A 24,011-nucleotide genomic window follows, 5' to 3' on the forward strand; every position below is an offset into this window, starting at 1 on the left:
TTTTTGGCAGACCGCTAACCTGGCGACAGGATCATATAGTAATACTATTTGGAGCGACAAGCCTTCACATGCGCGATTTCACGCAGTACAGTTAGGCAATAAACGATAAATAGTAATACTAATAAGGTCCCCCGATATGTCTGACGCCAAACGCCCCCTGCGCTCTGCCCAATGGTTCGGAACCGCCGACAAGAACGGCTTCATGTACCGCAGCTGGATGAAGAACCAGGGCATTCCGGACCATGAATTCCAGGGCAAGCCGATCATCGGCATCTGCAACACCTGGTCGGAGTTGACGCCGTGTAACGCGCATTTCCGCAGAATTGCCGAGCATGTGAAAAAAGGCGTGCTGGAGGCTGGCGGCTTCCCGGTGGAGTTCCCGGTGTTTTCCAGCGGCGAGTCCAACCTGCGCCCCACCGCCATGCTCACCCGCAACCTGGCGAGCATGGATGTGGAGGAAGCGATCCGCGGCAACCCGGTGGACGCCGTGGTGCTGCTGACAGGCTGCGACAAGACCACCCCGGCGCTGCTGATGGGCGCTGCCAGCTGCGACGTGCCGGCGATCGTGGTGACCGGCGGGCCGATGCTCAACGGCAAGCACAAGGGCAAGGACATTGGCGCCGGCACCATCGTCTGGCAGATGCACGAGGCCTACAAGGCCGGCCAGATCGACCTCAACGAGTTCCTTTCCGCCGAAGCTGGCATGTCGCGCTCGGCGGGCACCTGCAACACCATGGGCACCGCCTCGACCATGGCCTGCATGGCCGAAGCGCTGGGCACCTCCCTGCCCCACAATGCCGCCATCCCGGCAGTGGATGCCCGCCGCTATGTCCTTGCCCACCTTTCCGGCATGCGCATTGTCGATATGGTTCGCGAAGACCTGCGCCTGTCGAAAATCCTCACCCGCGAAGCCTTCGAGAACGCGATTCGCGTCAACGCCGCCATCGGCGGCTCGACCAACGCCGTTATCCACCTGAAGGCGATTGCCGGGCGCATTGGGGTAGACCTGCAACTGGAAGACTGGACCCGCGTTGGCCGCGGGACACCGACCTTGGTCGACCTGCAGCCATCGGGCCGCTTCCTGATGGAAGAGTTCTATTACGCCGGTGGCTTGCCCGCGGTCATCCGCCGCCTGGGCGAACATGGCCTGCTGCCCAACCCCAGCGCGCTGACGGCCAACGGCAACAGCCTGTGGGCCAACTGCCAGGCCGCGCCGTTATATGACGAAGCAGTGATACGCCCGCTGGCCAACCCACTGGTGGCCGATGGCGGTATCTGCATCTTGCGTGGCAACCTGGCGCCCAAGGGCGCGGTGCTCAAACCGTCAGCCGCCACCCCGGCGCTGATGCAGCACCGGGGCCGCGCCGTGGTGTTCGAAAACTTCGAAGACTACAAGGCACGCATCAACGACCCTGAACTGGATGTAGACGCCAATTCGGTACTGGTGATGAAGTACTGCGGGCCCAAGGGCTACCCGGGCATGGCCGAAGTCGGCAACATGGGCCTGCCGGCGAAGTTGCTGGCCCAGGGCGTAACCGACATGGTGCGTATTTCGGACGCACGCATGAGCGGCACTGCCTACGGCACCGTGGTACTCCATGTGGCGCCCGAGGCCGCAGCAGGCGGGCCATTGGCCGCAGTGCGGGAAGGTGACTGGATCGAACTGGACTGCAAGGAGGGCCGGCTGCACCTGGATATCAGCGCCGAGGAACTGGCCGGCCGGCTGGCCGACCTGCAAGCCCCGCCGCAATTGATCACCGGCGGGTATGCCAAGCTGTACCTGGACCATGTGATGCAGGCCGATGAAGGCTGCGATTTCGACTTCCTGGTGGGCTGCCGAGGGGCAGCGGTGCCCAAGCACTCCCACTGACCTGCCGCACCCCGCAAGGAGCGGGCTCACCCGCGAACACCGGCGAAGCCCGTTCCACCCACCACGCTGTTTCCCGCCGAACCAAGCCAAACTGCTGCGACCTCGCCAAAAGGCCGCCGCCCATTCACTGATGTTATGATGCTCCCCCGCTTGAAGGACCACCCGCGCCCCCCATGAACTACCGCCAGCCCTCCACGCGCAAGAGCATGCACACCACTCTGGTACAGGACCTCGGCCTGCAGATCGTCTCTGGCCAACTCGCGCCTGGGCAGAAGCTGCCCAATGAGGCCAGCCTGTGCGAAAGCTACGCGATCAGCCGGCCCGTGTTCCGCGAAGCGATGCGTGCGCTGACTGCCAAAGGCCTGGTCGAAGCCCGCCCCCGGGTCGGTACCCTGGTGCGGCCGCGCCATGACTGGCACATGCTTGACCCAGACGTGCTGCACTGGCTGATGCAGGCCACGCCGCAGAAGGACTTTTTCAATACCTTGTCCAGCGTACGCTGGGTCATCGAGCCCGCTGCCGCCGCGCTGGCCGCCACCAACGCTACGGCCGAAGATGTGCAGTCGATCAGCGAAGCGTATCAACGCATGGAAGCCGCGCGCACCCATGAAGAGCGGCTGCAACCGGACCTGGACTTCCACGCACGCATCGCCGACGCCACCCACAATGACCTGCTGGCCTACCTGTGCAACATGTTGTCCATGGCCCTGCGCGAATCAGTGCGCTATTCCAACCAACGGCCAAACTTCGACCAGCTCGCCCTGCCCCGGCACAAGGCCATTTTGACCGCCATCCAGAATGGCGACGCACTCGGTGCACGCCATGCCTCGTTGGTACAGCTTGAGGATGCCCGCGTGGCGCTGAGCAAAGTATTGGGGCAGGACCCGACCAGCTAAGGCAGAAGGCCGTCGGGTGCTTATTGCAGGGCGGCCTTGGGGGGCACGGCAGACACCCCTGTTTCGGCTATCTGCCGCGCACGCATGCTGCCCCAGGCCAAGGCACGAACCAATGAACGCTTCGGCCAGCAGTCGTAGGCCTCTTCGTGCAATGCCATCCCGGAACGGGCATACACCCCCAGGAACATCTGCGTGGTCCCGCTGCGCGAAAGCCTGACCTGTACATCGATCCGGCTGCCGTCTGCCAGGGTTTCTTCATGGCTGCGATGGTTCAGCGCAGGGTCGACCCACGCCCAATACACGTTACCCCTCATCCGCATAGCGCCTCCAGCGATCGAAATTGGCTGTACCCCAAGCCGTGCGGCTTACCCTACTTTGGGATTAAGCCGATATAACTGGATCGACCGCCGGGCGTGCGTATGTGCTGCAATTATTTATCAGCCGCATTTGCCATGATCTACCGTCAACCGGCCTGGGTGCGCTGCGTGCACGCTCAGCCCTGGCAACCTGCTGGATGCCAATGATGAGCAAGATGTGAGAAAGATGAGACCAGGCGCGATGCCGCTGCGCTGAAGTAACTAAGCGGTCAACGCAGGCAGTTGGCTTGATAGCAGCTCAGCGGCCCTAGCATTGAGAATGGCTGGGCTCAGCTTGTCTCTGAGCACCCATTTGCAGGCCACGATCTCATTGCGAGCCACGGGTTTTTCCTGATCATCGACATGCGTAGTGAACACATGGTGAATGGTTGACCCCAGCTGAAGGGTGCACAGGTGAAAGAGACCGTGGCCTTCAATGGACGTTTCCTCTTGCAGCTCCCGCGCAGCCGCTGCAACAGGCGACTCGCCCGGTTCGATAGCGCCGCCGGGGAAGTTCCACTTCCCGCTTTTTTTTCGTACCAGCAAGATCCTGCCACTGCGCAGGCAGAGGACCGTTGCCCTGTCTTTGATCTTGGCTCCGCGCGCCTTCTTGTCCCGCATACACACACTCAGCTCGTCAGTAGGTCCATGTCCGTATCGGTGCAGCCAATAGAGACTTGCTTCCTGAAGACTCACTTCGGTGACGACTCGTTCACCCTGAACGGCACAAATCACAGGCTGAGCACGTTATTTTCACCTCATTTTCACGCCTGCAGAGGGACAATTAAGCCATCCCCATGTGAAACACCTCTAGCCCGACTAGCAGCGGGCTTTCTTTTGCCTCCAAGAAATAGAAGTCGCGGGCCTTGCTGGCATGGCGTGCCCTGAGGTGATCCAGAAGCGTCAGAAACGAACGAGGTATGATCACTAACCTTGTACGTGCAAGCGACGAATAGAGCTGATGCACAATGGCTGGCCATTGCAGAGGAGACAGCATCATGAGGCCATGGATCGGGATCATCATCGCAGCGATGATAAGCGGATGTGGAACCGTGCGTACGGTATCGAATGAGTCAAAGGCAGTGGGCGATCTGGCTGAGTGGAACTCCTATTGCCCAGCCATTCCACGGATGTATAGCGGTGTAGCCTACCAATTTTGCAATTTGACTGGCCCTGAGAGAACTGGAGCCCATTCAGATCCGTACCAGATTCTGGTCGATATGGCGATGTCGGGCATTGCGGACACCGTTATGCTGCCCTACACCAGTTACCAGCAATACAAACTCGGCAACATGGTTGTGCCTAGCATAAACCCACAAATGCCCCAGGCACCGGCTCAAACCAGCCTTGCGCAGGAGTGAGCGGTGCGCCAGGCGAACGGCCGTAGTACAACACTGCGGCCATCTCGACGCTGGATAGATCAGGATCTGCCGCGGATGGCCTCGAGGCGATCCCGACCAGCCTGTGTGATGGCGTTCTCCCCTTCATCGCTGATGCGATACCGGCCAGACGCCATCTTGGCGATTGTGAACTGGACCAGACCGCTTTCGGATAGGGCTTCGCCCGCTTCGAAGCTCATCGCCTGTTCCAGGTCGAAGATTTTGATTTCTCCGATTTTGTAGCGGGCGAAGGCTACCAGAGCGTTATCCAATGCTTGTTGGCTGATCTTTCGAGCGACTTCCATTCGACCTCCCAGGTCATGAGAGTCCCGGTCCGTGGGATTGGCGACAACGCACCGGGGGGGTTGTTGAAGGCGGACCGTACTATGCAACCAGGGAAGTCGCTACTGGCTTTCCATCCATGCTGGATGGGTGGGCAGGTCATGGAGCACAACGGGCTGTCAAAGCAATACATCGGCTTTTGTGCCGAACGAATGCCTGTAGCCCCGGCAGAACGCCCCCCACTCTTCGCCATCCCAGCCTGACCGACGCTTGACCTGCCGCAAGTCATGGCGGGCGGCCTGTTTGGCGCTGAAGCGCTTTCTGGCCTTTTCCAGGTCTAGCAAGGCGACAGCCACGCCTGGCGCCCTGAAATCGACGAAGACATGTTTCAGATACAAGCAACCGTGCTGCCACTTTCCAAGATTCAGCTTGCCAAGTGCTCGGCCATAGGCTTCAAGAATTTCGAGATAGCGATGATGCCCTAGCGTTTTTTCCAGCTGCCGGGCACGGAAGTCTTCGAGCGACACATAGCCCTCCAGCGCCGCCGTGACCATCACGGCCTGCCACTCTCCCTGGTGTTTATGAATATGGCTGTACACAAGCTCGGGCGTACCAACCCCCAGCGCTGTGGCAGCACGCACAGCCTTTGCCTCGCGTGCAACGGTTGGGTGGCCGAAAGGGTGGCGCAGGCTTCGATAGACATGCCCGACCTGCTGCTTTTTGTAGAAGGTCAGCCCACCCAGCTCCACCCGCAATACACCGCTCTCACCTCCCCTGCGGACATTAGGCGGCTCTACCCACACGCCTGGAGCGTTGAGAACATCAGCCAGCAGTAACTCGCCAAGCTTCACATCGGTTGGATTTGCAGTCACGGAACACCTTAACGCCTGGCGCCAATTTGGCTGAAATATCTTGAAAACAACAGTGAAAGTATATGGAAATCGAAGGGAAATCAGGGTGGCAGAACTGACACAACACCTATCCATTCGGCCAACACTTACGAGCTGCGGCTGGAGAGCTCGTGGCCTGTGCAGCATGCGCTTGCTTGCGAGCGATGAAGCCAGACCAGGCCCTGGAGGTTCGATCGCGGCCAAATCACATCGTTCAGGTGGCGTGCCTATCCGATCCGCCTCGCATCGCGGCGCACGGCTTGCGGGGGCACACCAAAACCTCGGATAAATACCTCACGCATGTGTCGACGATCCCTGAACCCGGTTTCCCTTGCGACCGTGTCCAGGCTGTGGCGACTCTGTTCGATCATTAGCCGAGCGGCCTCCAGCCGTAGGCTTTCCACCGCTTTTGCAGGGGACTGCCCGGTTTCGGCGGTGAACACCCGGGTGAATTGCCTTGGGCTCAGGTGCGCAACCTCTGCGAGCTCTTCAACACTCAACGCCCTGTTCAAATGCTTGCTTGCATAGTCCAGAGCGCTTTGAATGCGATCAGACTTGGGCGCCAGGGCAAGCAACTCAGAGTGCTGGGATTGCCCCCCCGACCGGCGCTGGTGCATGACGAGCCTATGAGCTACCGACTTGGCAACCTCCGCCCCCAAATCCTTCTCCACCATCCCCATTGCCATGTCCAGACCTGCGGTCATTCCCGCAGAGGTCCAGACAGGGCCGTCCACAATGAAGATCCGATCCTCTTCCACCTCAATGCTCGGGTGCATGCTTTGAAGCGCTTTGGCATAGGCCCAGTGGGTAGTCGCGCGCCGGTTATCGAGCACACCTGCTTGAGCCAGGACGAAAGCGCCGGTGCAGATGCCCGCGATGCGCCTGGCGCTCTGGGCAAACCCCTGCACGCTCGACAGCACCTGGGCAGAGGGTGGCGTAAGCGGCGTGAGTGTCCCAGTGATCATCCAGCTATCTGCAAGCCCTGGGGCATCCAATGCCAGCGTGTCGATGTGCATGCCCAGGGAGGACCGAATGATCCCGCCCGATACCGAATAGTTCTGGATCCGGTACACAGGCTCGCCCGCGACCAGGTTCGCGAACTCAAAAACCGCCTGGGTGGCCAGTGACATGACCTGAAATCCGTCTGTGACCAAGTAGCCGATTCGATGCATGACCCTGCTCCATTAGCAATGTCCTAAAACATGACTATAAGCGTCATTTAAGACAAATCTGTTTTTTTGCATCATGGCTCCACACCCAACCCACGGAGCTGGACCATGACCCAGGAATACAAAGGCACCGCCCTGATCACAGGCGCATCCACCGGCATCGGCGCCATTTTTGCAGACCGCCTGGCCCAACGTGGCTATGACCTGGTACTGGTCGCCCGCAATCGTGACCGCCTGAACGCGCTTGCCAGCCGCATCACCAACCAGACTCAGCAGAGCGTTGAAGTCTTCCCCGCTGACCTGGCCAACCCAGCGGACCTGACGCGAGTTGAACGCAAATTGCGCGAAGACGCCAGCATCAACCTGTTGGTCAACAACGCCGGCATCGGCACACACACCCGTTTGCTGGACAGCGACGTCGAGCGCATGGCCGAGATGATCAGCCTCAACGTTACTGCACTCACTCGGCTGACTTACGCCACAGTTCCAGGCTTCATCGCTCGCCAACAGGGCGCGATCATCAATATTTCATCGATCGTCAGCCTGGCACCGGAAATGCTCAATGGCGTGTACGGCGCAAGCAAAGCGTACGTCACGGCCTTCACACAGTCACTGCACAAAGAGCTGGCAGACCAGGGCATCAAGGTTCAGGCGGTGTTGCCAGGCGCTACGGCTACCGACTTCTGGGAGATCGGGGGGCTGCCCGTCGAGAACCTTGATCCCAACATCGTGATGTCGGCAAGCGACCTGGTAAGTGGCGCCCTTCAAGACTTCGACAACGGTGTGCTGATCTCCATCCCGGCCATGCAGGACATACAGCATTTCGAGCGGTACGAAAGCAGCCGCACGGCGCTGTTCGGACACCTCTCCAGCAATAAACTCGCCCCGCGTTACGGCGTTTGATCAATCCATTGAAAGGAAACAAATCATGAAAACCAGCGCCAACACCCTCTTCATTACTGGCGGTACCTCGGGCATCGGCCGCGCGCTGGCCGAAGCGTTCCACCAGCGTGGAAACAAGGTCATCATCGCGGGCCGACGCCAATCGTTGCTGGATGAAATCGCCAGCTCCCATCCCGGCATCGACACCGTTCAGCTGGATATCAATGACCCCCAGCAAATCAAGGATGTGTCACAGGAGGTTATCCGTCGCCATCCCTCGCTGAACGTCATCATCAACAATGCCGGCATCATGCCTTTCGACTACCCAGGCTCCGGCGATCTTGACGATGAGCAGGCTGTACGGCTGCTGCAGACCAACCTGTTGGGCCCGGTGCGTGTTAGCGCCGCGTTTGTCGAACACCTCAAGCGCCAGCCTGATGCCTTCATCATCAACAACAGCTCGGTGCTGGCCTATCTGCCACTGGCGGCGACAGCCCTCTACTCGGCAACCAAAGCCGCGATTCACTCCTACTCGCTGTCGCAACGTTTTGCCCTGCGCGCTACCAGCGTCAAGGTGCTGGAAATAGCACCGCCGTGGGTCGACACCGATCTGATCCACAAAAGTGGTGATGAACGCGCCATGCCGCTGGACGACTTTATCCAGGAAACCCTGGAAAAACTGGAGACAGCAACAACCGAAGTACTGGTTGACCGCGTCGTGCCACTGCGCGCCAACCAAGGGCCAAACGAGCACGAACTGATCAACCAGTTCAACCAGGCGCTGGCCGACAACCCTATCCCTGTGGCCTGAACAGGCACGCATTGGACAACCTGGAAGGAAGCAAAATCATGACCCGAATTGCTGCTTTGCCCCTTGACCAAACGCCAGCCGCTGCGCGCACTGCCCTTCAGGGCATTGAAAAAGGCTTGGGTTTCCTCCCCAACGCTTTCGCTACCCTGGCTCACTCACCAGCAGCCTTGGCAGGCTATCTCGCGCTGTCACAAGCGCTGAGCAGGAACAGCCTCACACCGGCCGAACGTGAAGTGGCGGCACTGGCGGCTTCTGAAGTTAATGGATGCGACTATTGCGTCGCGGCTCACAGCTTCTTCGGTGGGAAGACCGGACTGAGCGCTGATGACCTGCTGGCAGCGCGGGCCGGCACGCTGAATGCAGTCGCTGCACTGGCTCGGGCTACAACGCTCAGCCGCGGCCAAGTGAGTGACGAGCAGCTCTCGAACGCACGGGAAGCAGGGTTGGACGATGCAAAAATCGTCGACGTGATCGCGCAGGTCTCGCTGCTGACGTTGACGAACTACCTGAACAACGTGGCGCAAACAGACATCGACTTTCCACCGAAAGCGACCTGATCTGCCCCCTTACTCAAGCGACCTCTGCGCCCCCGCCTGAGGCGATCAGCCACTGCACCAAGGCTGGTTGCCTTACGCGCCCTCCCCCTCAGACACCGCCATGAAGCACGCACGCTCTACTGTAGGAGCGGCCTTGCGTCGCGACCGGACCGCAAAGCGGTCCCCGGCTCACCAGCCCCGTTCAGCAATGCCAAACTCAAGAAAAAAATAAGCACTCCTGACAAAATTTCCCCGTTCGCCTGCCAGCAATACTTCACCAAGCCAATCTTGCCGAAGGTTCACGGCTTTATCAGCGGCTCAATGCCGATCCATTTCTTCACCGGGTGATAACACAACTGCAGTGGCGGAATCGCCACTGTGCGCCCCTGCACCTGCAAACTGCCCAGGTGAATGGTCCACTTGGAATCAGCCTTCAGCTTGTCCGTCTGGAAGATCACATACGCCGAGCCGTAGCGGTTGTTGTTGGTGAGCTTGGGAATCATCCGGTGCACTTCATCGCTGTTGATGTCGTACGGGGACGGCCTGGCAGCCCGCTCATTCACTGAGGGATAGTCGTGGATATCGTTGAGGCCCACGTACACCTCGGGCCGCGCATTCAGACGCGAGCCGTCTTCGAAAATGATGTAGGCCTGGCGGCTGTCGTACAGCACCGGAATCGGCGATTCACCACGTTTTGAGTCGGTGGACGGGCGCTGGCGGTCCTTGTTGTAGGCGATCATCTGCACGAAGAATTCTGGGCGCGGGTATTCCTCGCCTGGGTACTGCACGTGCAGGCCTTGCTCGTAACGCTTTTCACCCCATTGTTCTTCGGTTCTGGCCTGGGCCGCGGCGCGCCGGTCGCGCTCAGCTACCTGCAGGCGGTAATCTGACAGTTCGGTTCGGGCCTCGGCCGTCTCGCCCTGGGCGACCACCACGCGGTACTGCTGTCCGCCAGCGACCAGCACCAGCGCGATCAACCACCAGCACCAGGCAGGCACAGCGGCCAGCCAGTTCATGCCAGCGCTCCGCCGAGCTCTACCCAGCGCTCGAGCAACTTGTCCAGGCGGTGCGGGTTTTGCCCATAGCTGTTGCCCGGAAAGCTGGCCCAAATGTTCGAGCACTTGGCGATCGCCTCCTGGATGCGGTCGGCTTTAACATCGTCGAGGGCGCGGCGCTCCCTGATCTGCTGCAGCGCTACCCGGTCCTGGTTTTCCGGAGCGAATCCGCCGGACAGCCTCAGGCTCACGCGGTAAGCGTCCCAGTAGCGCTCGAGCAACTGATACCGTCCGGCGGCCGTGCTGGTGACCGGCTTGCCGTTTATGGGAAAAGTCAGCTTGCGGCGCGGGTGATCGGCATAGCCTTGAAACAGCCCACCGCCGTACACCACGTTGTAGCCATCATCACTGCCTTTGACGGTAGAGGTGCTTTCTGAAAAGGCGATCAGATCCAGAAACCGGAGCACATTCGCGCCTCCGGCCTGGGATTCGGTGAGTCTGGCCATGGTTCTCCAAGCAAAAAGAAACCCGCACTTGGCGGGCATGAATGTGTCTTTTAGGCTGCTAAATCGTCAAATCTGCATTGACTTATGTGCGAGGCAGGATATGAAAAAAGGATTGTTGGTACTCGGGTTTGGGATCTGTTTGCTAGGCGGTTGCTCTCATTTCTCCAATAGCACTTATGGGAGCCCTACCCGCGCACACAATATCGCGTGCGATGACACCCCGCCGAATCAACCTGGTTGTTACAACCGCCAGTACCAAGAAGGCATTCTCAACAAGCTGGTTGATTCCTTTAGCGAAGGACGTTGATGCCTGCTCTATAGTTGATCTTGCGGCCGGCACACCCTGGGTTCGCTTCGATCAGGGTCCACGACTTGAAGCACCCTTTCGGCAGACGCCTGAAAGCAGCTGGTGTAACAGAGGAAGATCGGAAGTCGCTACCTGGTCACAAGAACGGAAGCGTGACCAGTCACTATTCTGGCGCGGAGCTGGGGCAGTTGATAGAGGCGGCAAACAAAGTTTCAGCGACGGACTCGCGTGGGCCGGTACTGACCATTTTGAAGAGGAGGCAGGCGTAAAAACCTGAGAAGTCACGCAAAAGTCACGCACATGAAAAAGGCCACTCCTTTCGGAAATGGCCTAAGTCATTGAAATATATGGTCGGGACGGAGTGATTCGAACACTCGACCCCTTGCACCCCATGCAAGTGCGCTACCGGGCTGCGCTACGCCCCGACTGGGCTTGAAGCATGTTCTCAATACTGCCGAGAACGTTGAAGAATGTACCCTAACCCTCTGATAAATGAAAGCTTTTTCTCAAAAAATTTTTCACTCACCCGAAAAGCCACAGCTCACTTCTTCAACACCACCAGCACATCCTCCAATTCGACAATCATCTGCCGGATCAGCTGCTTGTACTGGCTCGAATCATCTTTAGCCTCATCACTGGAGAGCCGCAACCGCGCCCCGCCAATGGTGAACCCCTGCTCATACAGCAGCGCGCGAATCTGCCGGATCATCAGCACGTCTTGCCGCTGATAATACCGCCGGTTCCCCCGCCGCTTCACAGGGTTGAGCTGGTCAAACTCCTGCTCCCAATACCGCAGCACGTGTGGCTTTACGGCACACAACTCGCTCACTTCGCCAATGGTGAAGTAGCGTTTGCCCGGTATGGGGGGCAGTTCGTCGTTATGGCTTGGTTCCAGCATAGGCCTCAACCCGGGCCTTCAACTTCTGCCCTGGACGAAAGGTGACGACGCGCCGTGCGGTGATCGGAATTTCTTCCCCTGTCTTGGGGTTGCGGCCCGGCCGCTGGCGTTTGTCGCGAAGGTCGAAGTTGCCGAAACCAGACAGCTTGACCTGCTCGTTCTCTTCAAGTGCGTGCCGAATTTCTTCGAAAAACAGCTCGACCAGCTCCTTGGCCTCACGCTTGTTAAGCCCCAGCTCCTCGTACAGCCTTTCGGCCATCTCAGCTTTCGTCAGAGCACCCATGCCGTTATTTCCTTAACGTGGTGTTCAACCTTTGTTCGAGCGAGGTGAGGATGTTTTGCAGGGTAGTGTTCACCTCATCGTCGTTAAGAGTGCGCGATGGATGCTGCCAGGTCAAGCCGACGGCCAGGCTTTTTCTATCAGGATCAATACCTTTACCCTGGTAGACATCAAACAGCCTGAGGTCTGTGAGCCATTCGCCTGCATTGTCACGAATTAATTCAAGCACCGCGCTGGCTGCTACGTCACGGCCGGCGATCAAGGCCAGGTCACGACGGGTTTCCGGGAACTTGGACAGTTCGCTGAATTTCGGCAGGCGGCCTTCGACCACGTCGCCCAGCACCAGCTCGAACAGGAACACCGGGCGGTCCAGGTCCAGGGCTTTGGCCAGCTCTGGGTGGATGGCGCCGAGGTAACCGACCAGTTTGCCGTCGCGCTCGATGGCGGCGGTCTGGCCTGGGTGCAGGGCTGGGTGCTTGCCGGCGCTGAAGGTGAAGTCGCTCAGGGCACCGGAATAACCCAGCAAGGCTTCCACGTCGGCTTTAACGTCGAAGAAATCGACGCCGTCGCGGCCGTTGGCCCAGCCTTCTGGCAGGCGGCTGCCGGTGACCACGCCAGCGATCATGGGCTGCTGTTGCAGGTCACCCAGCTGGCCGACGAAACGCAGGCCGCTTTCGAACAGGCGCACGCGGTCTTGCTGGCGGTTCAGGTTGTGCTGCAGGGCTTTGACCAGGCCCGGCCACAGCGAAGCACGCATGGCGGCCATGTCGCTGGAAATGGGGTTGGCCAGCAGCAGCGGCTCTACGCCCGGGCTGAACAGTTCGAACAGTTTCGGGTCGATGAAGCTGTAGGTGATGGCTTCCTGGTAACCGCGGGCAACCAGCAGGCGGCGCAGGGTCGGTAGGTCACCGCGGGTTTCCGGCTTGCCCTGTGGCGCCAGGCGCGCTTGCGGGTAGCGGACCGGCAGGTTGTTGTAGCCGTACAGGCGGGCCAGTTCTTCGATCAGGTCCACTTCCAGGCTGATGTCGAAGCGGTGGCTTGGCACGGTGACGGTCCACTCCCCTTCGGCTGCCTTGCTGGTGGTCAGTTCCAGGGCGTTGAGCAGTTGCTCGACCTGGGCTGGGTCCATTTCCATGCCAAGCATCTGGGTGATGCGTTCGGCGCGCAGGGTAACCGGGGCCACCTGCGGCAGGTGCTGCTCGCTGACGGCTTCGACGACCGGGCCGGCTTCGCCGCCGACAATGTCCAGCAGCAGCTGGGTGGCGCGTTCCATGGCTTCGCGGGCCAGGTGCGAGTCGACGCCGCGCTCGTAGCGGTGCGAGGCATCGGTGTGCAGGCCGTAGGAACGGGCTTTACCGGCAACGGAAATCGGCTCGAAGAAGGCACTTTCCAGGAACAGGTCGCGGGTTTTTTCGGTGTTTACACCGCTGTGCTCCCCCCCCATGACGCCGGCGATGGCCAAGGCACGGGTGTGGTCGGCGATCACCAGGGTGTCGGCGCGCAGGGCCACTTCCTGGCCGTCGAGCAGAACGAGCTTTTCGCCCTCTTCGGCCATGCGTACGCGAATACCGCCGTTGATTTCTGCCAGGTCGAAGGCGTGCATCGGCTGGCCGAGTTCGAGCATCACGTAGTTGGTGACGTCTACGGCGGCGTCGATGCTGCGCACGTCGCTGCGGCGCAGGCGCTCGACCATCCACAACGGGGTTGGCTTGCTCAGGTCGACGTTACGGATAACGCGGCCCAGGTAGCGCGGGCATGCAGCCGGGGCGCTGACTTCAACCGGGCGCACTTCGTCGTGGGCCGGTGGTACGGCCGGCACTACCGGGCGGGTCACCGGGGTGTCGTACAGGGCGCTGACGTCACGCGCCAGGCCGGCGATGGACAGGCAGTCACCGCGGTTCGGCGTAAGGCCGATTTCGATGCTGGCGTCGTCCAGGCTCAGGTAGGTACGAATGTTCTCGCCTACCGGGGCATCGGCTGCCAGTTCCAGCAGGCCGTCGTTTTCTTCGCTGATTTCCAGCTCGGCAGCCGAGCACAGCATGCCGAAGGACTCGACGCCACGCAGCTTGGCCTTCTTGATCTTGAAGTCGCCAGACAGCTCGGCGCCGATCATGGCGAATGGCACCTTGATGCCTGGGCGGGCGTTAGGGGCGCCGCACACGACCTGGAAGGTTTCCTGGCCGTTGGTTACCTGGCACACGCGCAGCTTGTCGGCGTCCGGGTGTTGTTCGGTGGCCAGGATCTCGCCTACCACGATGCCGCTGAACTGGCCGGCAGCGGGGGTAACGCTGTCGACTTCAAGGCCGGCCATGGACAGGCGGGCAACCAGTTCGTCACGAGAGACTTGCGGGTTTACCCAACCGCGCAGCCACTGTTCACTGAATTTCATGCTGTTCTCCTGAAAGTTGCGTCGATTGGGCCTAGCGGAATTGCGCCAGGAACCGCAGGTCGTTGTCGAAGAACAGACGCAAATCGTTGACGCCATAGCGCAGCATGGCCAGGCGCTCGGCCCCCATGCCAAAGGCGAAGCCCTGGAACTCTTCCGGGTCGATGCCAGACATGCGCAGCACGTTCGGGTGCACCATGCCGCAACCCATCACTTCCAGCCAGCCGGTTTGCTTGCACACCCGGCAGCCGTTGCCGGAGCACATCACGCACTGGATATCGACTTCGGCGGACGGCTCGGTGAAGGGGAAGAACGATGGGCGGAAACGCACCGCCAGTTCTTTCTCGAAGAACACGCGCAGGAACTCTTCGATGGTGCCCTTGAGGTCGGCGAAGTTGATATCGCGGTCGATCAGCAGGCCTTCGACCTGGTGGAACATCGGCGAGTGGGTGATATCCGAGTCGCAGCGGTAAACGCGGCCCGGGCAGACAATGCGGATGGGCGGCTGGGTGGACTCCATGGTCCGCACCTGCACCGGCGAGGTGTGGGTACGCAGCAGCATGTTGGCATTGAAGTAGAAGGTGTCGTGCATCGCCCGCGCCGGGTGGTGGCCGGGGATGTTGAGCGCTTCGAAGTTGTGGTAGTCGTCTTCCACCTCAGGGCCTTCGGCAATGCCGTAGCCAATGTGGGTGAAGAACTGCTCGATGCGCTCGAGGGTACGGGTGATCGGGTGCAGGCCACCGGTGGCCTGGCCACGGCCTGGCAGGGTGACGTCAATGCATTCGGCAGCCAGGCGAGCGCTGAGCTCGGCTTCTTCAAAGGCAGCCTTGCGGGCATTGAGCACAACGGTAACGCGCTCTTTGGCGTCGTTGATCAGCGCGCCGACTTTCGGCCGCTCTTCGGCTGGCAGGTTGCCCAGGGTCTTCATCACCTGGGTCAGCTCGCCTTTCTTGCCGAGATAGTTAACCCGGATCTGTTCCAGGGTAGTGATGTCTTCAGCGCGCTCCACGGCCTCTAGGGCTTGGGAGACCAGCGCATCCAGGTTTTCCATGTACAGACTCCAGATACGAAAATAGGGGAAGAGCTTTGAAGGCTCTTCCCCTATCGATGACGTTCAATGCCCGGCGCCGCGAGCGCCGCCGGGTGATTGTCGCGGGTACTTAAGCCAGAACGGCTTTAGCTTTCTCGACAATCGCAGCAAACGCCGCTTTTTCGTTCACTGCCAGATCGGCCAGAACCTTACGGTCGATTTCGATCGAAGCCTTTTTCAGGCCAGCAATCAGACGGCTGTAGGACAGACCGTTGGTGCGGGCACCGGCGTTGATACGAGCGATCCACAGTGCGCGGAACTGACGCTTCTTCTGGCGACGGTCGCGGTAGGCGTATTGGCCAGCCTTGATGACCGCTTGCTTGGCTACACGGAATACGCGCGAACGTGCACCGTAGTAACCTTTAGCCAGCTTCAGAATTTTTTTGTGACGCTTACGAGCGATAACGCCGCGCTTAACACGAGCCATGAGTAACTTCCTCTATCTTAACCAGAATTAACGTACGCGCAGCATGCGCTCGACTTTCGCCACGTCGGACGGGTGCAGCAAGCTGGCACCGCGCAGTTGACGCTTACGCTTGGTCGACATTTTGGTCAGGATGTGGCTCTTGAAAGCGTGCTTGTGCTTGAAGCCCGAAGCAGTCTTCAGGAAGCGCTTCGCAGCACCGCTCTTGGTTTTCATTTTTGGCATGTTGGAACTCCGCATTCGATAAAATTACACATAATCATCAGGCCTGCCGTGCCCGGGAGATTATTTCTTTTTCTTGGGGGCGATGACCATCATAAGCTGGCGTCCTTCCATCTTAGGATGCTGCTCAACGGTGCCGTATTCGGCGAGGTCGGCTTCGACCCGCTTCAACAGCTCCATGCCCAGCTCCTGGTGGGCCATCTCACGGCCGCGGAATCTCAGAGAGATCTTGGCCTTGTCCCCATCGGTAAGGAAACGTACCAGGTTGCGTAGTTTTACCTGGTAATCCCCATCCTCCGTCCCTGGACGAAACTTGATTTCTTTGATCTGGATCTGTTTCTGGTTTTTCTTGGCTTCGTTAGCCTGCTTCTTCTTCTCGAAGAGGTGCTTGCCGTAGTCCATCACCTTGCAGACAGGTGGTACTGCGTCTGCAGAGATTTCTACCAGGTCCAGCTTCGCTTCATCAGCGATACGCAGCGCTTCATCAATCGAGACGATGCCAACTTGCTCGCCGTCTGCGCCAATTAACCGAACCTCGCGGGCCGAGATATTCTCGTTGATCGGGGCCTTCGGTACAGCACGCTTATCGTTTCTCATTTCACGCTTAATAGTCATTACTCCGATTCTTGGCGACCACGCCGGGAAACCGCTTGATTCAGCAGCTCAACGAACTGGGCGACGGGCATGGAGCCCAGGTCAGCACCTTCGCGAGTGCGCACAGCGACGGTTTGCGTTTCGACTTCGCGGTCCCCTATAACCAAAAGGTACGGGACCTTGAGCAAAGTATGCTCGCGGATTTTAAAGCCGATCTTCTCATTTCTCAAGTCCGACTTGGCACGGAAACCGCTACCGTTCAGAGATTTCTCCACCTGAAGGGCGAAATCGGCCTGTTTGTCGGTGATGTTCATGATCACCGCCTGGGTCGGTGCGAGCCAGGCCGGGAACACGCCAGCGTAGTGCTCGATCAGCATGCCGATGAAGCGCTCGAACGAGCCGAGGATGGCACGGTGCAGCATTACCGGGCGCACGCGGCTGTTGTCTTCGGCGATATAGCTGGCATCCAGGCGCTCTGGCAGGTTCGGATCGTACTGCAGGGTACCGCACTGCCAGTTACGGCCAAGGCAGTCACGCAGGGTGAACTCGATCTTCGGACCGTAGAAGGCACCTTCGCCTGGCTGGTATTCCCACTCCAGGCCGGATTCGTTGAGGGCGTCGGCCAGTGCACCTTCGGCACGGTCCCACAGCTCTTCGGAACCGACACGCTTGGCCGGGCGGGTGGACAGCTTCATGGCAATGTCGCTGAAGCCGAAGTCCTTGTACACGTCCAGGGTCAGCTTGATGAAGTCGGCTGCTTCTTTCTTCACCTGTTCTTCGGTGCAGAAGATGTGCGCGTCGTCCTGTACGAAGCCACGTACGCGCATGATGCCGTGCAGGGCACCGGATGGCTCGTTACGGTGGCAGGCACCGAACTCGGCCAGGCGCAGCGGCAGGTCGCGGTAGCTTTTCAGGCCCTGGTTGAACACCTGCACGTGGCACGGGCAGTTCATCGGTTTTACCGCGTAGTCGCGGCTTTCCGACGAAGTGGTGAACATGTTCTCGGCGTAGTTGGACCAGTGGCCGGAACGCTCCCACAGAATACGGTCGACAACCTGCGGGGTCTTGATTTCCTGGTAGCCGTTTTCGCGCTGCACGCCACGCATGTACTGCTCGAGCACCTGGTAGACGGTCCAGCCGTTGGCATGCCAGAACACCATGCCTGGGGCTTCTTCCTGCAAGTGGAACAGGTCGAGCTGCTTGCCAATCTTGCGGTGGTCGCGCTTTTCGGCTTCTTCGATGCGCTGGATGTAGGCTGCCAGCTGCTTCTTGTCCGCCCAGGCGGTGCCGTACACGCGCTGTAACTGCTCGTTCTTGGCATCGCCACGCCAGTAGGCGCCGGACAGCTTGGTCAGCTTGAAAGCCTTGAGGAAGCGGGTGTTGGGCACGTGCGGGCCACGGCACATGTCAACGTATTCTTCGTGGTAGTACAGGCCCATGGCCTGTTCGTCCGGCATGTCTTCGACCAGGCGCAGCTTGTAGTCTTCGCCACGAGCGGTGAAAACGTCGATGACTTCGGCGCGCGGGGTGACCTTCTTGATCACGTCGTAGTCTTTGTCGATCAGCTCCATCATGCGCTTTTCGATGGCGGCCAGGTCTTCAGGGGTGAAGGGGCGCTCGTAGGCGATGTCGTAATAGAAGCCTTCGTCGATCACCGGGCCGATCACCATCTTGGCGGTCGGGTACAGCTGCTTCACCGCGTGGCCGACCAAATGGGCGCACGAGTGGCGGATGATCTCCAGTCCCTCTGCATCTTTAGGGGTGATGATCTGCAGTGTGGCGTCGTGGCTGATCAGGTCGCAGGCGTCGACCAGCTTGCCGTCGACCTTGCCGGCCACGGTGGCCTTGGCGAGGCCTGCACCAATGGATGCGGCGACATCGGCTACGGATACGGCGTGATCAAACGAACGCTGACTGCCATCGGGAAGAGTAATAACGGGCATGGCGCCTCCTCTCCTAGTGGTGACCCCTACCAAAGGTCACGTGGGTTGGGATGAGCCAGTACAAGATCCGACCTGCCTTCCTGCAAAGGAAGCCTGCCTCACAGTGGCAGAAGCCTTTCGGCTTGCGAGGGACGAACCAGAGTGACTGGAAAGAAAAATGGCTGCGCCAGGCAAAGGCGCGAACACAAGCCGAGCATGCTAGCACGCGGGTTGCACCGCAGGCAGAAATATTTGGAAATTACAGGGTCGGGGTGAACTAACCCGGAAAAAGCCCTATCAGACTTTGGGAAGCAACCTACTCTTGATGAGACCTTAACCCAAGGAGTAACTGGTTATGCGAGTTCCGTCTCTTCTGGCCCTGGCGGCCACTGCTGCCCTGCTGCTGCCGGTAGCCGCGAACGCTGGCAACTTCCCACCGGGGAAAGAGGCCGGCTACATGGCCCAGTGCACGCAGGTGGCCAGCGGCCAGGGCGTTGATGCTGCAACTGCGAAGAAACACTGCGACTGTGGCGCCCAAGCCATCAAGAAGAACTTCACCGATGCCGAAATTGCCGACCTGGACAGCAAGGATGGCGTGGACGCCAAGCTGATGCAGAAAGCGCAAACGGTTGTGAAACAGGCCTGCGCACCGAAGAGCTGAAACCTTAAAGCCAAAGTCGGCCGGTAAATCTTTGAGCTGGATCAATATCCGGCGAAGGTAAAAGGCGCTAGATGCGCAGAAATGGACTATGATACGTCCCGTGCTCCGTAGCCTCGGCCGCATTGCACCACCGAAAAACTAAATGTTCTGGAGATTCACCCATGTCCAATCGCCAACAAGGCACCGTCAAATGGTTCAATGATGAGAAAGGCTACGGCTTCATCACCCCAGCAGGCGGCGGCGACGACCTGTTCGTTCACTTCAAAGCCATCGAATCTGACGGCTTCAAGAGCCTGAAAGAAGGCCAGACTGTTTCCTTCGTCGCCGAGCGCGGCCAGAAAGGCATGCAGGCTGCACAGGTTCGTCCGGAGTAATTCGGATAGCTGTAAAAAACCCGCCCTTGTGGCGGGTTTTTTTTGGGCGCGCCCCAGGGGCCGGGGGTAGCTGAATCAGCCGCAGTTGACGCGGTTGACCACACCCTGCTCATTGACGTTAAGGTTCAAGCGCTCGGACCGGTACTCCAGGGTTACCACGTCGTGCGGCTTGAGAATACGCGCTATTTGCGAACCACTGGCCTTGCGCGCCTGCTCCAGCAACTCGGCACTGGCTTGCTTGCCCATGGCAAAGTCTGCGCCGCTGGCATCGCAGCGGCCGTCGTTGCCGGCCGGCGCAGCCGGTGCAGCCCCACTGGCATTACCACCAGCATCGCCACCAGTGCTGCAACCAGCCAGGACAGCAGCCATCGCCAGGGTTGCCAGGTAAGCACGGGTACGGAACATGAAGCCTCCTAAATCGGTATGGGAATGTCTGATCCGACAGTTCCGCTCATCATTTGTTGCAAAACCGGTCAAGTCTGCCTGAACTCGATCAACGAGGGGGAAAAGCAATCGTGACCGGATTTTGCACAACCCGCTGCGTTTGCCATATGCTTAGCGCGCACGGTCACTGGCGCAAAGCCATGATTTGCTGCAAGAAGTGGAGTGCATCCCGCCTCCATCGAACACCAGGGTCAGGTGTTCACCCCTTCGTTCCGGGCCCCTAGCGAGAGCTTTTCATGAGCAGCCACACCATCGATGCCGATATCAAGGTCAAGTGGGCCGAGGGCCAGAGTGCGTACAGCCCTGGCACACCAGAGGAGTTGCTGTTGATCGGCATCGACCTGCTGGTGCGCGACCGCGGCCCCGAAGCAGCACGCAGCTTCATCGAGCAGGTGCTGGAGCGCTACGCCCCGCGCGCAGCTATTGCAGCCGCGCCAACCGGGCGCTAAGCAGGTCGAACAGGCCTTGGGCGTCACCCTGCTCCACCCACAGCACATTGGCCGGCTGCTTGAGCACGCCGTGCCAGTCAGCGACGGTCTGACCAAAGGTCGGGCCTTCGCGGCTGTCGATGCTCAGGTGAATGCGCCGGCCGCTGAACAGTTCGGGCTTGAGCAAGTAGGCGATGACGCTGGCGTCATGCACCGGACCGCCGGGCATGCCGTACAACGCCATGTCGTGCTTGATGTACACGTTGAGAATGTCCACCACCCGCTTGCTGGCTTGTGTATTCACCGCGGCCAACTGCTGCAGCCGGGCGTCGCTGGTCAGCAGCTTGTGTGTGACGTCCAGCGGTAGATAGGTCAGTTGCACCCCGCTGGCCAGAACCACCTGGGCTGCATGGGGGTCGGCGTAGAGGTTGAATTCTGCCGCCGGGGTGATGTTGCCGCCGTTGAAGTGGGCGCCGCCCATGACCACCACCTCCTTGATGCCCTTGGCAATCTCCGGGCGCTGGATCAGCGCCAGGGCCAGGTTGGTCTGTGGGCCGAGCATGGCCACGGTGATGCTGTGCGGCTTGGCGGCCGCCAAGGTGTCTACCAGGTACTGCACGGCGTTGCCGGCGGCCAGCGGGGCCTTCGGCTCATGCACTTGAACGCCGGCCAGGCCTTCTTCGCCGTGCACTTCTGCGGCATAAACAGGGGCGCGCACCAGCGGGCGGCCGGCCCCCGCGTAAACCGGGATGTCTTCGCGGCCAGCCCATTCGCGCGCCAGGCGCGCGTTGCGGGAGGTTTTATCCAGGCGCACATTGCCGGCCACGGTGGTGATGGCGCGAACATTGAGTTCTTCTGGCGAGGCCAGGGCCAGGAACAAGGCGACCACGTCGTCAGCACCGGGGTCGGTGTCGATGATCAGGTCGATGGGGGCAGCCTGCAAGCTGGTGGCAGTGAGCATGAAAGCGAGTCCTTGAAGCCAGGGCTTGAGCATGGAATGGCACTCCTGTTGCCTTCGGTGAATAACGGCAGACGCGCCGGGTGGCACCGGCGGCTGGTCAACGGCTCAGAACGTGACGCCGGAAACCAGCGCGATATTGCTGTAGGGCTGGCACTCACCGGTACGCACCACCGCCCGGGCACTGCGCGACAGCACCTTGAATGCTTCATGGCTAAGCCATTCGCGCTTGCCCAGCTTGCCCTTCAGGCGCTCGAGCTCGACCAGCGCTGGCGGCACCACTTTCTGCATTTCCTCGGCCAGCACATGCCGCTCTACCTGAAGCTCGCTCAGCACGGCCCGCAACACACTGGCGAAGTCCGGCAAGCCAGGGGTGATCGCCAGGTCGATCATTTCCACGCCTGGCGGCACCGGCAGGCCCGCATCGCCGATCACCAGGATATCGCCATGGCCCATGCCGGCGATGGTGCGCGAAAGGGCAACGTTCAGCAGCGGGGTTTTCTTCATGGCACCAGCTCCGCCAGGTAAGGGATTGATGGCTGCGCGCCAGCGCGTGTCACCGACAGCGCCGCAGCACGCTGGCCGAAGGCGATGGCCTCGCCCTCCTCCAAACCACGCACCAGGCCCGCAGCGAAGCCGCCAATGAAGGTGTCGCCAGCAGCAGTGGTGTCCAGCGGCTGCACCACCGGTGCGGGGTAATGCTGGTGCCCCTCGGGCGTTACCAGCAACGCCCCTTGCGCGCCCAGCGTGACGATCACCTTGCCCGCCCCCGCCTGCAGCAAGCGCTCTGCGGCAAGCTGCGCGCTCGCCTGGTCGGTCACCGCAATGCCGGTCAGCGCTTCGGCCTCGCTTTCATTGGGGGTAAGGTAATCGATGAACGCAAACCATTGCGCAGGCAGCGGGCCGGTGGCAGGCGCCGGGTTGAGGATCACCTGCTTGCCCAGATCGTGCGCCCGCTTCAGCGTCCAGGCCACTGTCTCGACCGGCACCTCCAACTGGCAGATGACCACCTGCGCAGCCTGCAACAACGCCTCGAAGTGCTGCACCGACTGCGGCGTCAGCAGGCCATTGCCGCCGGGGATGACGACAATGCAATTCTGGCTGGCGGCATCCACGGTGATCAGGGCTACACCGCTGGACACGCCCGGGCAGGTACTGACGCCCTGGCAGTCGATGCCTTCTGCGGACAATGCCTGGTGCAACTGGCGGCCATAATCGTCATCGCCGACATTGCCAATCATCGCCACGCTGGCGCCCAGGCGCGCAGCCGCTACGGCCTGGTTGGCCCCCTTGCCGCCCGGCACCGTGAAAAAACGCTCACCGGGCAGGGTTTCGCCGGCGCGAGGCAAGCGCTGGGCGCGGACCACCAGGTCCATGTTGAGGCTGCCGACCACCACAACCTTGGCATTCATGACAGTTCCTTAGCGTTAGCGGTAATCGTTGAACAGGTCCGGGCGCGGCCCGGTGGATTCGCGCAAGACAATGCGCGGGGCGACGATGCGCTGCTCCGCCACGCCTTGCCGGGGTGTGCCGATGCGCGCCAGCAACAGCGAGGCAGCGCTCTCGCCTAGTTCGCGGATCGACTGGCCCACGGTGGTCAACGGCGGGTACACGTAGCGGCTGAGCTCGATGTCGTCGAAGCCGATCACCGACAATTCGCCGGGCACGTTGATATTGCGTTCGGCGGCAGCGCGCAGCACGCCGAAACCGATCATGTCGTTGCCCGCAAAAATGGCCGTAGGTCGCCGCCCCTGCAACACTTGCGCAGCGGCGGCATGGCCGCCCGGGCTGGTGAAGTCGCAGTGCAGCACACGGTCACTGTGCACCGGCGCCTGCGCCTCGGCCATGGCCCGATGAAAGCCGCGCAGGCGCAGCTGGGTTACCCCGGTATCGGCGGGGCCGCCGATATAGGCGATGTCGCGGTGCCCCAGGGCCAGCAGGTGCTGGGTCGCCAAGTAAGCGCCGTGCTCATGGTCAATGCGCACCAGGTCAGCGTCCACCCCTTCCAGCTCGCGGTCGACGATCACCATGGGCGTACGTACGCCGGCCAGGCTCTGCAGCAGGTCGCTGTCCTCGCCCACCGACGCCACCACCAGCCCGTCAATACGCTTTTCCAGCAACACGCGCAGGTAACTGCGCTGCTTTTGCGGGTTGTCATCGGAGTTGCACAGAATCACGCAATAGCCGTTACGCTCACAGGCATCCTCGATGCCCCGCGCCAGCTCGGCAAAGTAAGGGTTCACGCTGCTGGGCACCAGCAGGCCGATGGTCGCCGTGCTACGAGCCTTCAACGAACGCGCCACGGCACTGGGCACGTAGTCGAGTTCGACAATCGCGGCCTCCACTTTCTGCCGCACCTGCTCGCTGACCGGTCGGGTCTTGTTCAATACATGGGACACCGTGGTGTAGGAAATACCCGCCAATGCCGCGACATCTTTGATGGTTGCCATG

The 24,011-nt window shown here is 60.4% G+C and carries 29 protein-coding genes, 1 tRNA gene and 1 pseudogene; 10 read left to right on the forward strand and 21 right to left on the reverse strand.

Features of this window, described 5'->3' with window-relative positions:
* The first annotated feature begins 136 nt into the window (after positions 1–136).
* Together AACG97_RS17245 and AACG97_RS17250 are read left to right on the forward strand one after the other, a co-directional pair.
* The gene (locus AACG97_RS17245; protein ID WP_197885140.1) at positions 137–1,870 is read left to right on the forward strand and encodes an IlvD/Edd family dehydratase; all 1,734 of its coding nucleotides are present in this window, start codon (positions 137–139) and stop codon (positions 1,868–1,870) included.
* Positions 1,871–2,043: 173 nt separating this feature from the next.
* Complete coding sequence (locus AACG97_RS17250; protein WP_009685864.1) at positions 2,044–2,766, forward strand: FadR/GntR family transcriptional regulator; 723 nt, start codon at positions 2,044–2,046, stop codon at positions 2,764–2,766.
* Between the two features lie 20 nt (positions 2,767–2,786).
* Here the strand turns inward: AACG97_RS17250 and AACG97_RS17255 are convergent, their stop codons facing one another.
* Positions 2,787–3,086 carry a hypothetical protein gene (locus AACG97_RS17255; RefSeq protein WP_029884935.1) on the reverse strand — a complete coding sequence of 100 codons (300 nt, stop codon included), beginning with the start codon at positions 3,084–3,086 and terminating at the stop codon, positions 2,787–2,789.
* A 258-nt stretch (positions 3,087–3,344) separates the two neighbouring features.
* Positions 3,345–3,743 (reverse strand): NUDIX domain-containing protein, encoded by a 399-nt coding sequence (locus tag AACG97_RS17260; RefSeq protein WP_009685866.1) that lies wholly within the window; start codon positions 3,741–3,743, stop codon positions 3,345–3,347.
* Between the two features lie 377 nt (positions 3,744–4,120).
* On the opposite strand from AACG97_RS17260, the gene AACG97_RS17265 reads away from it, so the two are divergent.
* Positions 4,121–4,483, forward strand: a complete 363-nt coding sequence (locus AACG97_RS17265) for a YceK/YidQ family lipoprotein (protein WP_197885139.1) — start codon at positions 4,121–4,123, stop codon at positions 4,481–4,483.
* 59 nt (positions 4,484–4,542) lie between these two features.
* Here the strand turns inward: AACG97_RS17265 and AACG97_RS17270 are convergent, their stop codons facing one another.
* The 3 genes from AACG97_RS17270 to AACG97_RS17280 form a co-directional block, all read right to left on the reverse strand.
* Positions 4,543–4,806, reverse strand: coding sequence for a hypothetical protein (locus AACG97_RS17270; protein WP_009685869.1), 264 nt, complete (start codon positions 4,804–4,806; stop codon positions 4,543–4,545).
* A 156-nt stretch (positions 4,807–4,962) separates the two neighbouring features.
* Complete coding sequence (locus AACG97_RS17275; protein ID WP_223809599.1) at positions 4,963–5,655, reverse strand: lipopolysaccharide kinase InaA family protein; 693 nt, start codon at positions 5,653–5,655, stop codon at positions 4,963–4,965.
* A 245-nt stretch (positions 5,656–5,900) separates the two neighbouring features.
* Positions 5,901–6,845 (reverse strand): GlxA family transcriptional regulator, encoded by a 945-nt coding sequence (locus AACG97_RS17280; protein ID WP_197885138.1) that lies wholly within the window; start codon positions 6,843–6,845, stop codon positions 5,901–5,903.
* Between the two features lie 105 nt (positions 6,846–6,950).
* On the opposite strand from AACG97_RS17280, the gene AACG97_RS17285 reads away from it, so the two are divergent.
* From AACG97_RS17285 to AACG97_RS17295, 3 genes are read left to right on the forward strand one after another with little or no spacing between them, the layout of a single operon-like run.
* Positions 6,951–7,745, forward strand: coding sequence for an SDR family NAD(P)-dependent oxidoreductase (locus AACG97_RS17285; protein WP_182366152.1), 795 nt, complete (start codon positions 6,951–6,953; stop codon positions 7,743–7,745).
* Positions 7,746–7,770: 25 nt separating this feature from the next.
* A complete protein-coding gene (locus AACG97_RS17290; RefSeq protein WP_197885137.1) occupies positions 7,771–8,535 on the forward strand; it encodes an SDR family oxidoreductase in 765 nt (254 codons plus the stop codon).
* Positions 8,536–8,573: 38 nt separating this feature from the next.
* On the forward strand, positions 8,574–9,092 hold the full coding sequence (locus AACG97_RS17295; RefSeq protein WP_029884929.1) for a carboxymuconolactone decarboxylase family protein: 519 nt from the start codon (positions 8,574–8,576) through the stop codon (positions 9,090–9,092).
* Between the two features lie 278 nt (positions 9,093–9,370).
* Here the strand turns inward: AACG97_RS17295 and AACG97_RS17300 are convergent, their stop codons facing one another.
* The gene (locus tag AACG97_RS17300) at positions 9,371–10,087 is read right to left on the reverse strand and encodes a hypothetical protein (protein WP_225786098.1); all 717 of its coding nucleotides are present in this window, start codon (positions 10,085–10,087) and stop codon (positions 9,371–9,373) included.
* Complete coding sequence (locus tag AACG97_RS17305) at positions 10,084–10,572, reverse strand: glycoside hydrolase family 24 protein (protein ID WP_125854534.1); 489 nt, start codon at positions 10,570–10,572, stop codon at positions 10,084–10,086. The genes AACG97_RS17300 and AACG97_RS17305 overlap by 4 nt, the downstream gene beginning before the upstream one ends.
* A 327-nt stretch (positions 10,573–10,899) precedes the next feature.
* On the opposite strand from AACG97_RS17305, the pseudogene AACG97_RS17310 reads away from it, so the two are divergent.
* Positions 10,900–11,148: pseudogene (locus tag AACG97_RS17310) on the forward strand (tyrosine-type recombinase/integrase); the annotation flags it as partial.
* A gap of 79 nt (positions 11,149–11,227) precedes the next feature.
* On the opposite strand, the gene AACG97_RS17315 reads toward AACG97_RS17310, so the two are convergent.
* The 9 genes from AACG97_RS17315 to thrS form a co-directional block, all read right to left on the reverse strand.
* Positions 11,228–11,304: transfer RNA gene (locus tag AACG97_RS17315), tRNA-Pro, on the reverse strand.
* 116 nt (positions 11,305–11,420) lie between these two features.
* Complete coding sequence (locus AACG97_RS17320; RefSeq protein WP_009685877.1) at positions 11,421–11,777, reverse strand: MerR family transcriptional regulator; 357 nt, start codon at positions 11,775–11,777, stop codon at positions 11,421–11,423.
* Positions 11,758–12,060: an integration host factor subunit alpha gene (ihfA, locus tag AACG97_RS17325; protein WP_003250679.1), complete on the reverse strand. Its 303-nt coding sequence runs from the start codon at positions 12,058–12,060 to the stop codon at positions 11,758–11,760. Before ihfA ends, AACG97_RS17320 begins: the two co-directional genes overlap by 20 nt.
* A gap of 4 nt (positions 12,061–12,064) precedes the next feature.
* Entirely contained in the window at positions 12,065–14,446 is a 2,382-nt protein-coding gene (gene pheT, locus AACG97_RS17330; protein ID WP_029884927.1) for a phenylalanine--tRNA ligase subunit beta, read from the reverse strand.
* A gap of 31 nt (positions 14,447–14,477) precedes the next feature.
* Positions 14,478–15,494: a phenylalanine--tRNA ligase subunit alpha gene (gene pheS, locus AACG97_RS17335; RefSeq protein ID WP_009685880.1), complete on the reverse strand. Its 1,017-nt coding sequence runs from the start codon at positions 15,492–15,494 to the stop codon at positions 14,478–14,480.
* 109 nt (positions 15,495–15,603) lie between these two features.
* The gene (gene rplT, locus AACG97_RS17340; protein WP_003250671.1) at positions 15,604–15,960 is read right to left on the reverse strand and encodes a 50S ribosomal protein L20; all 357 of its coding nucleotides are present in this window, start codon (positions 15,958–15,960) and stop codon (positions 15,604–15,606) included.
* A 27-nt stretch (positions 15,961–15,987) separates the two neighbouring features.
* Positions 15,988–16,182 (reverse strand): 50S ribosomal protein L35, encoded by a 195-nt coding sequence (gene rpmI, locus AACG97_RS17345; protein ID WP_003250667.1) that lies wholly within the window; start codon positions 16,180–16,182, stop codon positions 15,988–15,990.
* A 60-nt stretch (positions 16,183–16,242) separates the two neighbouring features.
* Positions 16,243–16,794 (reverse strand): translation initiation factor IF-3, encoded by a 552-nt coding sequence (gene infC, locus AACG97_RS17350; RefSeq protein ID WP_012052879.1) that lies wholly within the window; start codon positions 16,792–16,794, stop codon positions 16,243–16,245.
* On the reverse strand, positions 16,794–18,716 hold the full coding sequence (gene thrS / locus AACG97_RS17355) for a threonine--tRNA ligase (RefSeq protein ID WP_054904111.1): 1,923 nt from the start codon (positions 18,714–18,716) through the stop codon (positions 16,794–16,796). Before thrS ends, infC begins: the two co-directional genes overlap by 1 nt.
* 334 nt (positions 18,717–19,050) lie before the next feature.
* Here thrS and AACG97_RS17360 point away from each other — a divergent pair, with 334 nt between their 5' ends.
* Positions 19,051–19,356 (forward strand): hypothetical protein, encoded by a 306-nt coding sequence (locus AACG97_RS17360; RefSeq protein WP_054904112.1) that lies wholly within the window; start codon positions 19,051–19,053, stop codon positions 19,354–19,356.
* A 161-nt stretch (positions 19,357–19,517) separates the two neighbouring features.
* Complete coding sequence (locus AACG97_RS17365; RefSeq protein ID WP_003250656.1) at positions 19,518–19,730, forward strand: cold-shock protein; 213 nt, start codon at positions 19,518–19,520, stop codon at positions 19,728–19,730.
* Positions 19,731–19,805: 75 nt separating this feature from the next.
* On the opposite strand, the gene AACG97_RS17370 is transcribed toward AACG97_RS17365, so the two are convergent.
* A complete protein-coding gene (locus AACG97_RS17370; protein ID WP_054904113.1) occupies positions 19,806–20,135 on the reverse strand; it encodes an I78 family peptidase inhibitor in 330 nt (109 codons plus the stop codon).
* Between the two features lie 275 nt (positions 20,136–20,410).
* Here AACG97_RS17370 and AACG97_RS17375 point away from each other — a divergent pair, with 275 nt between their 5' ends.
* Positions 20,411–20,623 (forward strand): hypothetical protein, encoded by a 213-nt coding sequence (locus AACG97_RS17375; RefSeq protein WP_054904114.1) that lies wholly within the window; start codon positions 20,411–20,413, stop codon positions 20,621–20,623.
* On the opposite strand, the gene AACG97_RS17380 is transcribed toward AACG97_RS17375, so the two are convergent.
* The 4 genes from AACG97_RS17380 to AACG97_RS17395 all read right to left on the reverse strand — a co-directional run bounded on the left by AACG97_RS17380 (position 20,595) and on the right by AACG97_RS17395 (position 24,010).
* On the reverse strand, positions 20,595–21,596 hold the full coding sequence (locus tag AACG97_RS17380; protein ID WP_197885135.1) for a nucleoside hydrolase: 1,002 nt from the start codon (positions 21,594–21,596) through the stop codon (positions 20,595–20,597). The two genes, AACG97_RS17375 and AACG97_RS17380, sit on opposite strands and share 29 nt — an antisense overlap.
* Positions 21,597–21,668: 72 nt before the next feature.
* Positions 21,669–22,067, reverse strand: a complete 399-nt coding sequence (gene rbsD / locus AACG97_RS17385; protein ID WP_009685887.1) for a D-ribose pyranase — start codon at positions 22,065–22,067, stop codon at positions 21,669–21,671.
* A complete protein-coding gene (gene rbsK, locus AACG97_RS17390) occupies positions 22,064–22,972 on the reverse strand; it encodes a ribokinase (protein ID WP_009685888.1) in 909 nt (302 codons plus the stop codon). The genes rbsD and rbsK overlap by 4 nt, the downstream gene beginning before the upstream one ends.
* Before the next feature lie 15 nt (positions 22,973–22,987).
* The gene (locus tag AACG97_RS17395; protein WP_047149978.1) at positions 22,988–24,010 is read right to left on the reverse strand and encodes a LacI family DNA-binding transcriptional regulator; all 1,023 of its coding nucleotides are present in this window, start codon (positions 24,008–24,010) and stop codon (positions 22,988–22,990) included.
* Position 24,011: the final 1 nt, after the last annotated feature.

Source organism: Pseudomonas sp. Nvir (genome assembly GCF_963778085.1).
GTDB lineage: Bacteria > Pseudomonadota > Gammaproteobacteria > Pseudomonadales > Pseudomonadaceae > Aquipseudomonas > Aquipseudomonas juntendi.